The organism is Streptomyces niveus (genome assembly GCF_001723055.1).
In the GTDB taxonomy this organism is placed as follows: domain Bacteria; phylum Actinomycetota; class Actinomycetes; order Streptomycetales; family Streptomycetaceae; genus Streptomyces; species Streptomyces niveus.
The window spans coordinates 1-9,002 of sequence record NZ_MDCR01000194.1; the positions used below are offsets into that span (position 1 = coordinate 1).

Consider the following 9,002-nt stretch of genomic DNA (forward strand, 5'->3'; position numbering starts at 1 on the left):
ATCGACATCACCCACGAGGAGAAGAACCAGACCATCACCGGGGATCCGACGTACGCCACCGGCCCCAAGAACGGCGGCGCCCGCCCCTGGGTCGAGTGGAAGAACTGCACCCAGACCAAACCGATCCCGTAGCCCCGTCCGAGGAGGTGTGCGCCGTGACGACCTGGTTAACCCCGCCCCGGGTGAGGAGACAACCGGCACCTCCGATGGCAAGATCGGCGCAACTCACACACCATGTGGGCCGTTGTCCGTCCCCCGCCCTGGAGGCGTCTTGTCCCCGCGCACCGCGTTGTCCGCCATAGCAGCCGCAGCCGCACTCGTCGCCGTGACGGCTTGCACGAGCACCAAGTCCTCCGGGTCCGACGGCTCGTCGCTGGAGCTGGTGAACTCCGGAAAGCTCACGACCTGCACCCATCTGCCGTACGAGCCCTTCCAGTCCCGCCAGGACAACAAGATCGTCGGCTTCGACGTGGATCTGGTGGATCTGGTCGCCAAGGAGCTGAAGGTCACTCAGGAGATCGTCGACACACCTTTCGAGGGCATCCAGACGGGTGAGGATCTCAACGCCCGTAAGTGTGACGTGGCCGCCGCCGGCATGACGATCACCGATGTGCGCGAGGAGAACCTGGACTTCTCCGCCCCGTACTTCGAGGCCACGCAGGCGCTTCTCACCAAGAAGGGCGCCGCCTTCGACTCGCTGGAGAGCCTCAAGGGCAAGAAGCTGGGCGTCCAGCAGGGCACCACGGGTGAGGAGTACGCGAAGAAGAACGGGCCGGGCGTCGAGACGGTCCAGTTCGAGGACCTGGCGCTGCTGCTCACCGCCGTGAAGACCGGTCAGGTCGACGCGGCGGTCAACGACAACGGTGTCCTCTTCGAGTACGTGCGCAAGAACGCCGACACCGAGGTCACGGCCGAGTTCAAGACCGGCGAGCAGTACGGCGTCGGGGTGCGGACCGGCAACGACGCCCTCCGTAAGGAGATCGACAAGGTGATCGAGGCGGCCAAGTCGGACGGCCGTTACGACGCCATATACAAGAAGTGGTTCCCCGCCGCTCCGAAGAGTTAAGGAACCAGCACCGATGTCCATGACCCGCCGACAACGGACCCGTCTCGTCCGGAGCGCGCAGTACGCCGTCCTGGGCGTCGTCCTGGTCGTCATCGCCCAGGCCGCCGACTGGGGCGAGATCCGAAGGGCCTTCTTCGATGTCGAGGTCGCCAAGGCGCAGTTCCCCGACATCATCACGACCGCCCTGGTCAACACCGTCATCTACACCCTGCTCGGCTTCGGGTTCGGGCTGGCGCTGGGGCTGCTGCTCGCGCTGATGCGGCTGTCGCAGGTGCCGCCGTACCGCTGGCTGGCGATCGTCTACATCGAGTTCTTCCGCGGCATTCCGGCGCTGCTGGTCTTCATCGCGCTCGGGTTCGGTGTGCCGCTCGCCTTCCAGGTGGCGCTGAACCAGTACGTGACCGTGATGCTGGCCCTGGGCCTGGTCGGCGCCGCCTACATGGCGGAGACGATAAGGGCGGGCATCCAGGCGGTGCCCAAGGGCCAGACGGAGGCGGCGCGTTCGCTCGGGATGTCGCAGGGCCGGGCGATGGTCTCGATCGTCATCCCGCAAGCCCTGCGGATCGTACTGCCCCCGCTGACCAACGAGTTGATCCTGCTGACGAAGGACTCCTCGCTGGTCTATCTGCTGGGTCTGTCCCTGTCCCAGTACGAGCTGGCCAAGTTCGGCCGGGACGCGCTGAATCAGAACCGCAGTCTCACACCGATCCTGATCGCCGGTCTCTGCTATCTGGTGATCACCCTGCCGCTCGGCCATCTGGTCCGGCGGCTCGAAGCGCGTACGGCAAGGGCGAGGTGAGCGCGGTGAAGGAAGCGGCGGAGCTGGACCGCGAGGCACCGGCGATCGAAGTGCGCGCTCTGCACAAGTCGTTCGGCACGCTGGAGGTGCTGGCGGGTATCGACTTCACGGTCGCGCGCGGCGAGGTGGTGTGTGTCATCGGCCCGTCGGGTTCGGGCAAGTCGACGCTGCTGCGCTGTGTGAATCTGCTGGAGGAGCCGACGTCGGGCACGGTGCTGGTGGCCGGCGCCGAGGTCACCGACCCGGACGTGGACATCGACCAGGTGCGCCGCGGCATCGGGATGGTGTTCCAGTCGTTCAACCTCTTCCCGCATCTGACGGCACTTCAGAATCTGACGCTTCCACAGCGCCGGGTGCTGAAGCGCGACAAGGCGGAGGCGACGCGGATCGCGCGGGACCGGCTGGCGCGTGTCGGGCTGACCGACAAGGAGTCGTCGTATCCCGCGCAGTTGTCCGGCGGGCAGCAGCAACGGGTGGCGATCGCACGGGCGTTGGCGATGGACCCGCAGCTGATGCTCTTCGACGAGCCGACGTCCGCGCTCGACCCCGAACTGGTGGGTGACGTCCTCGCGGTGATGCGCTCGCTCGCCGACGAGGGGATGACGATGCTCGTCGTCACGCACGAGATGAGCTTCGCCAAGGAGGTGGCCGACCGGGTTGTCTTCATGGACGGCGGGGTCATCGTCGAGGAGGGCGCCCCGGAGCAGGTGATCGGCGCGCCGGGCCACGCCCGTACGCAGTCGTTCCTGTCGCGCCTGCTGGACCCGGCGGCGGCGCGCATCAGCCCCTCCGACGACTGAGGCACCGGGAAACACGCGGCCCCACGGGTGAACTCCCGTGGGGCCGTTCCTCGTTCGCCCGACCGGTGGGTCAGAGGTTGCCGCGCTTCTCCTGCTCGCGCTCGATCGCCTGGAACAGGGCCTTGAAGTTGCCCTTGCCGAAGCCCATCGAGCCGTGCCGCTCGATCATCTCGAAGAACACCGTCGGCCGGTCCTGGACCGGCTTGGTGAAGATCTGGAGCAGATAGCCGTCCTCGTCGCGGTCCACGAGGATCTTCAGCTCGCGCAGCGTCTCGACGGGCACCCGGGTCTCGCCCGCCCACTCACCGAGCGTGTCGTAGTACGAGTCGGGGGTGTCGAGGAACTGGACACCGGCGTCGCGCATCGTGCGTACGGTGCTGACGATGTCGTTCGTCGCGAGGGCGATGTGCTGGACGCCCGCGCCGCCGTAGAACTCCAGGTACTCGTCGATCTGCGACTTCTTCTTCGCGATCGCCGGCTCGTTGATCGGGAACTTCACCTTGAGGGTGCCGTCCGCCACGACCTTCGACATGAGGGCGGAGTACTCGGTGGCGATGTCGTCGCCCACGAACTCCTTCATGTTCGTGAAGCCCATGACCTTGTTGTAGAAGGCGACCCACTCGTTCATCCTGCCGAGTTCGACGTTGCCCACGCAGTGGTCGATCGCCTGGAAGGTGCGCTTCCGCGGGGCGGCGACCATCGGTTCGGCGGCGGCGTACCCCGGCAGGTACGGGCCGTCGTAGCCGGAGCGCTCGACCAGGGTGTGGCGGGTCTTGCCGTACGTGGCGATGGCGGCGAGTACGACGGTGCCGTGCTCGTCCTTCAGCTCGTACGGCTCCTGGAGGCCGGTGGCGCCGTTCGCGGTGGCGTAGGCGTACGCGGCGCGGGCGTCCGGCACCTCGATGGCGAGGTCGACCACACCGTCGCCGTGCTCGGCGACATGGTCCACGAGGAAGCGGCCCCGGTCGGTGGACGCCTTGATGACGGAGGTGAAGACGAAACGGGCCCCGCCGTTGGTGAGGACGTAGCTCGCGGTCTCGCGGCTGCCGTTCTCCGGGCCCGAGTAGGCGACCAGCTTCATGCCGAACGCCGTCGAGTAGTAGTGGGCCGCCTGCTTGGCGTTGCCGACGGCGAAGACGACGGCGTCCATTCCCTTGACCGGGAAGGGGTCGGCGTCGCGCGCGGTGGACGGGGCGGAATCGAGGTTCACCGAGGTATCTGCCATGACGGCAGCGTCTCCCCGTTCTGCAAGGTGCGCAACAGTTCGCGCATTCGCTGGGCACTTTGCACAGCGGGAGGCGAGGATGACCGGACCATCTGCACAGGATGACCATCACGAACCGCCTCAGGAGGCGCCATGGGTATCGACGGGCTCGACGGCAGACTCATCGTCCTGCTGGCCCGGGAGCCGCGCATCGGGGTGCTGGAGGCGTCGCGCCGGCTGGGGGTGGCGCGCGGGACCGTACAGGCGCGGCTCGACCGGCTCCAGGCGAACGGGGTCATCCGGGGATTCGGTCCGGACGTCGATCCGGCCGCTCTCGGCTACCCCGTAACGGCGTTCGCAACCCTTGAGATCAAACAAGGTCAGGGATCGGATGTCCGAGCACATTTGAGCAGCGTTCCAGAGGTCCTCGAACTGCATACCACCACCGGAACCGGGGATATGTTCTGCCGACTCGTCGCCCGTTCGAACGCCGATCTCCAACGAGTGATCGACCGGGTTGTCGGTTTCGACGGTATTCAGCGCGCCTCCACGGCGATCGTCATGGAGAACCCCGTTCCGCTGCGGATCATCCCGCTGGTGGAGCAGGCCGCGCAGGACACCGACGGCGACCGGCCCGACCGGCCGACCGGCTGATCGACCGCCCGACCAGAAAGGAGCGCCGTGGACTTCTGGGATTACCTGGCCAACCGCCACCAGCAGTTGCTCACCGACTCGTTCCAGCACGCCAGCGCCGTCTTCCAGTGCATGGTGATCGCCACCGTCCTGGGTGTCGTCATCGGCGTACTGACCTACCGCAGCCCCTGGGGCGGCAATCTGGCGATCCTGTCCACCGCCTCCATCCTGACCATCCCGTCGCTGGCCGCCATCGGTCTGCTCATCCCGCTGGTCGGTCTCGGTGTCGCGCCCACGGTGATCGTCCTGACGCTGTACGGGCTGCTGCCCGTCGTCCGTAACGCCGTGGTGGGACTGCGCGGCGTGGACCCGGACCTGGTGGACGCGGCCAGGGGCATCGGGATGTCCCGTACCGCCCGGCTGCTCAAGGTCGAGCTGCCGCTCGCCTGGCCGCCGATCCTCACCGGCATCCGGGTCTCCACGCAGATGCTGATGGGCATCGCCGCCATCGCCGCGTACGCCTCGGGGCCCGGGCTCGGGAACGAGATCTTCCGTGGCATCGCCTCGCTGGGCAGCGCCAACGCGATCAATCAGGTACTGGCCGGAACGATCGGCATCGTCGTTCTCGCCCTGCTCTTCGACGCCGCGTACGTCCTGCTCGGCCGACTCACCATCCCGAGGGGGATCCGTGTCTGAGACCGCCGGCCCGAACACCGCCGACCCGAACACCGCCGCCGCCACGGCAGAGCCACCGGCAGCGGCCGACGACGGCTCCGGCTCCACGCGCGGAGCCACCATCCAGCTCGACGGCCTCACCAAGCGCTATCCGGGCAGCCCGAACCCGGCCGTTGACAACGTCACCATGGAGATCAAGGCGGGCGAGACCGTCGTACTCGTCGGTCCGTCCGGCTGCGGCAAGTCGACCACCCTCAAGATGATCAACCGGCTGATCGAGCCCTCGTCCGGGCGGATCAGGATCGGCGACGAGGACGTCACCGACATGGACCCGGTGAAGCTGCGGCGCCAGATCGGCTACGCGATCCAGTCGTCCGGGCTCTTCCCGCACATGACGGTCGCCGAGAACATCGCGCTCGTACCGAAGATGGTCGGCTGGTCCAAGTCCAAGGTGAAGGACCGCGTCGAGGAGATGCTCGACCTGGTCGGGCTCGACCCGCGCGAGTTCCACGACCGCTATCCGCGCCGGCTCTCGGGCGGCCAGCAGCAGCGCGTGGGCGTGGCGCGGGCGCTCGCCGCCGACCCGCCGGTGCTGCTGATGGACGAGCCGTTCGGCGCCGTCGACCCGATCACGCGCGACCATCTCCAGGACGAACTGATCCGTCTCCAGCACGAGTTGCACAAGACGATCGTGTTCGTGACGCACGACTTCGACGAGGCGATCAAGCTCGGCGACCGGATCGCGGTTCTGCGGGAGCGCTCGCAGATCGCGCAATTCGACACCCCCGAGGCGATCCTCACCAACCCCGCCGACGACTTCGTGTCGGGCTTCGTGGGCGCGGGGGCGGCGCTGAAGCGGCTGAACCTCACGCGCGTACGGGAGGTGGAGATCGCCGAGTTCCCGACGGTGACGGTGGAGGACCCGCTCCAGTCGATCTTCAACAAGCTGAGCAGCGGCCCGCACAACGAGCTGCTGATGCTGGACCGGAAGAACCGCCCGTACAAGTGGCTGCGCCGGGGCGACCTGTCGCGCGCCAAGGGCTCGCTGGCCAACGCGGGCCAGCTGGTGCACGACACGGTGACCAGGGACGCCACGTTGCACGACGCGCTGGAGGCGGTCCTGACCGACAGCGGCGGCCGGGTCGCGGTGACCGGCAGACGCGGCGAGTACATCGGCGTCGTCGACATGCAGACGCTGATGACGTCGGTGCAGGAGATGCTGGAGGCGGACCGGCTCACCGCGTTCGAGCACCAGCACGAGCTGGCGGAGCGGCACGGGGTGCGAGGCGGCCAGGAGCCGCGGAGCGGTGCGGGCGCATGAGTTCACCCGTGCGGAAAGAGCGCCCACCGGGCGAGTACGACGTCAAGGGCCATGCCTTCCGGGACGAGGAGTCGACGCTCGCCGCGCCGCCCGCTCCCCCGGAGCGCCGGTTCACCTGGCAGAAGCTGGGCACGGTGCCCGGGGTGATCGCGGTCGTGCTGCTGCTGACGTATCTGTGGATCACGAATGTGCCCCTCGACTCGATCGCCGAGAACTCACTCGTCGACGGCAATGTGCGGCTGCGTCTGTGGCAGCACATCGAACTGACCGCGATCTCCACCTTCTGGGTACTGATCATCGCGATCCCGCTGGGTGTCGCGCTGACCCGGCGCGGCCTGTCCAGGGCGGCGCCGGCGGTGACCGCCCTGGCCAACATCGGCCAGGCGACCCCGGCCATCGGGCTCCTGGCGCTGCTGGTGATCTGGCTGGGCATCGGCCCGTCCACGGCGATCGTCGGCATGGTGATCTACGCGGTGCTGCCGGTGCTCGCCAACACCGTGGCGGGGCTGAAGGCCATCGACCCGCAGTTGGTGGAGGCGTCGCGCGGCATAGGGATGTCGTCGCTCGCGACCCTGCGCCGGGTCGAACTCCCGCTGGCCGTACCGCTGATCCTGGCGGGCGTGCGGACGGCGCTGGTGCTCAACGTGGGTACGGCGACCCTGGCCACCTTCGGCGGCGGTGGCGGGCTCGGTGACCTGATCACCTCGGGCATCCAGACGCAGCGCATGCCGGTCCTGATCCTGGGCTCGGTACTGACGGTGACGCTGGCGCTGCTGGTCGACTGGCTGGCCTCGCTGGTCGAAGTGGCCCTCACCCCCCGCGGACTGGAGGAGCGCTGATGCGCCGTGTCGATCGAAGGCTTGTGACGGGCGGGCTGGCGCTGCTGCTGAGCGCCGCGACGCTGAGCGGGTGCGGACTGAAGAGCGGTTCGCCGATGGTGGACGACGTCCTCCCCGGCTCGGTCGGGCAGGGCGAACCCCTCAAGGGCGCCTCGCTGACGGTCACGTCGAAGAACTTCAGCGAGAACATCATCCTCGGCCAGATGATCGGGCTGATCTTCAAGGCGGCGGGCGCGGAGGTCGTGGACCGGACGAATCTGCCGGGCTCGATCAGCGCGCGTGAGGCGATCGTCAAGGGTGACGCGGACGCGATGTACGAGTACACGGGCACGGCCTGGATCACGTACCTCGGCAACGCGAAGCCGATCGAGGACTCGCGGAAGCAGTGGTCGGCGGTACGGGAGGCGGACCGCTCGCACGATGTCAGCTGGCTGGAGCCGTCCACGCTCAACAACACGTACTCGCTGGGCATCAGCAAGGAGAACAACGCGAAGTACAAGCTCAAGACGATGTCCGACGTCGCGGCGCTGTCGAAGAAGAAGCCGGGCGCGGTCACGATCTGCGTGGAGAACGAGTTCGCGTCGCGCGACGACGGGCTGCCGGGGATGGTGAAGGCGTACGGGATGGACATCCCGGCGGCCGGCGTGCGGAAGATGGACGCCGGCATCATCTACACGCAGGTGTCGAAGTCCAACTCCTGCCTGGTGGGAGAGGTGTTCACGACGGACGGCCGGATCAAGTCGCTGGACCTGGACACGGTCACCGACGACAAGCGCTTCTTCCCGAACTACAACGCGGCGCCGGTGATCCACAGCTCCACGTACGAGAAGTACCCGGAGATCGCGGGGCTGCTCGATCCGCTGACCGAGCGGCTGAACACCGGGATCGCGCAGGAGCTGAACGCGAAGGTGGACGTGGACGGCCAGGATCCGCACGAGGTGGCGAAGGACTGGCTGGTCGAGGAGGGCTTCATCAAGGAGGGCTGAGCCCTTCGGAGCGCCCGTCCGGGCATGCAAAGAAGTAGTTGCAAAGAAAGCCTTGCAACTACTTCTTTGCATGTCTACGCTTGCCCCATGCCCGAGAACTCCGAGGTACCCGACGCATCCGACGCGGACGTGCCGGACGTCCGCACCCTGGACCCGCGCTCACTGCGCGGCCTCGCCCATCCCCTGCGGATGCGACTGCTGGTCAACCTGCGGCACCACGGCCCGGCCACCGCCTCCCAACTCGCCGAGCGGCTGGNNCCTGCGGCAGCTCGCCGAGCACGGGTTCGTCTCGGACGACCCCGGGCGCGGCAAGGGCCGCGAGCGCTGGTGGAAGGCCGAGGACAAGGGGGTCATGCTCGACAACGCGCTGCACCACGACCCCAATCCGGCGGTCCGCGGCGCGCTCAACACCTTCATGCACGAGGTCGCCTCCGGCCACGACCGGGAGCTGAGCACCTGGCTGGGCACCATGCACGACTGGCCGAAGACCTGGACGACGAAGGCCGACTTCAGCGACTTCACGCTACGGCTCACCCCCGAACTGCTGGCCGAACTGGACGGCCGGATGCACGACTTGATCGACAGCTACCGGGGCCTCGCGATGCCCGAGGGCGAGCAGGACGTGGCGCAGGTACGGATCCATCTGCACGCCTTCCCCCAGAGGAAGCTCGACACCCCG

Annotated in this window: 9 protein-coding genes and 2 pseudogenes; 10 read left to right on the forward strand and 1 reads right to left on the reverse strand. The window is 67.8% G+C overall.

All coding sequences use genetic code 11. The features are described from left to right. The first annotated feature begins 271 nt into the window (after positions 1-271). From BHU15_RS22460 to BHU15_RS22470, 3 genes are read left to right on the forward strand one after another with little or no spacing between them, the layout of a single operon-like run. The gene (locus tag BHU15_RS22460; protein ID WP_031231460.1) at positions 272-1,066 is read left to right on the forward strand and encodes an ABC transporter substrate-binding protein; all 795 of its coding nucleotides are present in this window, start codon (positions 272-274) and stop codon (positions 1,064-1,066) included. Between the two features lie 13 nt (positions 1,067-1,079). Beyond that, positions 1,080-1,865 carry an amino acid ABC transporter permease gene (locus BHU15_RS22465; protein WP_023541429.1) on the forward strand — a complete coding sequence of 262 codons (786 nt, stop codon included), beginning with the start codon at positions 1,080-1,082 and terminating at the stop codon, positions 1,863-1,865. 5 nt (positions 1,866-1,870) lie between these two features. After that, positions 1,871-2,665, forward strand: coding sequence for an amino acid ABC transporter ATP-binding protein (locus BHU15_RS22470; RefSeq protein ID WP_037783968.1), 795 nt, complete (start codon positions 1,871-1,873; stop codon positions 2,663-2,665). Between the two features lie 70 nt (positions 2,666-2,735). On the opposite strand, the gene hppD is transcribed toward BHU15_RS22470, so the two are convergent. Further along, the gene (hppD, locus tag BHU15_RS22475) at positions 2,736-3,890 is read right to left on the reverse strand and encodes a 4-hydroxyphenylpyruvate dioxygenase (RefSeq protein WP_069628855.1); all 1,155 of its coding nucleotides are present in this window, start codon (positions 3,888-3,890) and stop codon (positions 2,736-2,738) included. A 132-nt stretch (positions 3,891-4,022) separates the two neighbouring features. Between hppD and BHU15_RS22480 the strand changes: the two genes are divergently transcribed. From BHU15_RS22480 to BHU15_RS41520, 7 genes and pseudogenes are all read left to right on the forward strand, one after another. After that, positions 4,023-4,523, forward strand: a complete 501-nt coding sequence (locus tag BHU15_RS22480; RefSeq protein ID WP_069628856.1) for an Lrp/AsnC family transcriptional regulator — start codon at positions 4,023-4,025, stop codon at positions 4,521-4,523. A gap of 27 nt (positions 4,524-4,550) precedes the next feature. Beyond that, positions 4,551-5,198, forward strand: a complete 648-nt coding sequence (locus tag BHU15_RS22485; protein ID WP_069628857.1) for an ABC transporter permease — start codon at positions 4,551-4,553, stop codon at positions 5,196-5,198. Positions 5,199-5,298: 100 nt separating this feature from the next. Then, complete coding sequence (locus BHU15_RS22490; RefSeq protein ID WP_069628861.1) at positions 5,299-6,498, forward strand: betaine/proline/choline family ABC transporter ATP-binding protein; 1,200 nt, start codon at positions 5,299-5,301, stop codon at positions 6,496-6,498. Continuing rightward, positions 6,495-7,337 carry an ABC transporter permease gene (locus BHU15_RS22495; RefSeq protein WP_069628858.1) on the forward strand — a complete coding sequence of 281 codons (843 nt, stop codon included), beginning with the start codon at positions 6,495-6,497 and terminating at the stop codon, positions 7,335-7,337. Before BHU15_RS22490 ends, BHU15_RS22495 begins: the two co-directional genes overlap by 4 nt. Beyond that, positions 7,337-8,323, forward strand: a complete 987-nt coding sequence (locus BHU15_RS22500) for a glycine betaine ABC transporter substrate-binding protein (protein ID WP_069628859.1) — start codon at positions 7,337-7,339, stop codon at positions 8,321-8,323. The genes BHU15_RS22495 and BHU15_RS22500 overlap by 1 nt, the downstream gene beginning before the upstream one ends. 90 nt (positions 8,324-8,413) lie before the next feature. Further along, a pseudogene (locus tag BHU15_RS41515) lies at positions 8,414-8,579 on the forward strand (transcriptional regulator); the annotation flags it as partial. Between the two features lie 2 nt (positions 8,580-8,581). Further along, positions 8,582-9,002 (forward strand): annotated as a pseudogene (locus BHU15_RS41520) (transcriptional regulator); the annotation flags it as partial.